Annotated in this window: 1 protein-coding gene; it reads right to left on the minus strand. The window is 64.3% G+C overall.

The window, feature by feature from the left end:
- Nucleotides 1-1,175: porin (locus AWB80_RS42750; RefSeq protein WP_061180606.1), on the minus strand; the 1,175-nt coding region annotated here is incomplete at both ends.

Raw genomic sequence — 1,175 nt, forward strand, 5'->3', positions numbered from 1 at the left:
TGGATGATACCCACGCCCGCCGCGAACATGCTGCGCGATGCCGACGGCGCGCTCTGGAAGCCGTCGCCGATGGTCGCGTTGGCCGCCGTCTGACGATTCGAGGTCGTGCCCGACGGAACTGCCAGCGTGTTGCCGTTCGCGCGCTGGAACGCTTCGAGCGCGTACAGGCCCGTGCGCTTCGAGAGCGAGTAATACTGCGAGAGGTTGAACTGGTGGTACGAAGCCGCATCGTTGATGCCGTTCGCCTTGCTGGCCCACGTGTAGCTGTAGCCCGCCGCGAAGTCCCATGCCGACGTCGCCTTCCAGTGCAGCACCGTGCCGGCCGTATTGAATACGGCTTCGTCGGTGAACAGCGAGTTCGTGCCCGGGATGTACTGAACGTTCGTGTACGTGACCGAGATGTCCCACGCGCTGTTGAACTGGTAGCCGCCCGCGACCGCGAAGCGCTGCTGAGCCTGCGCACGCTGATAGCCTGCCGTGACCGCCGACACGCCCGGCTGACCGGCGCCGGTCGTGCTGGTCGTATCGTTGATGGTCGTCGACTGACCGCTGTAGATGCCGCCGCCGTTGGCCGCGTTGTTGATGCGCGAGAACGCCACCGCGCCGCCGATCGGGCCTTGCTGATACTGGATCGCCGCCGACCAGGTCGAGCCTTGGTACACGCTGTCGGGCACGCCCGCGAGCGAGTACGAACCGCTCACCGTGAAGCCGTAGAGCTTCGGCGACGTGTAGACGATCGAGTTGTTCGCGCGGTAGATCGTGTCCAAACCGTCCAGATCGCCCGGGTGCGCGCCGAAGTAACCGGTCAGCCAGTTCGTCGGGCTATACGGCGAGAGCAGCGTGTAGTACGAGGTGTACTGGCGACCCAACGTGAGCGTACCGTAGCCGGGGTTCGTCAGACCGACCCATGCCTGGCGGCCGAACATCGCGTTGGTGAACTGCTGGCTGCCGCTGTTGATGTCGAAGCCCGATTCCAATTGGAAGATCGCCTTGCTGCCGCCGCCGAGATCTTCAGCGCCCTTCAGGCCGAAACGGCTGCCCGCCCAGATGCCCGAGGCCATCTTGACGTTCGAGCGGCCCGGATTCGTCTTGGCCAGATTCGTCTGGCTGCTTTGATAGACGATCGAATCGTCGACGATACCGTACAGCGTGACGCTGCTTTGCGCGAATGCCGG

This window comes from Caballeronia pedi, from assembly GCF_001544915.2.
Classification (GTDB): domain Bacteria; phylum Pseudomonadota; class Gammaproteobacteria; order Burkholderiales; family Burkholderiaceae; genus Caballeronia; species Caballeronia pedi.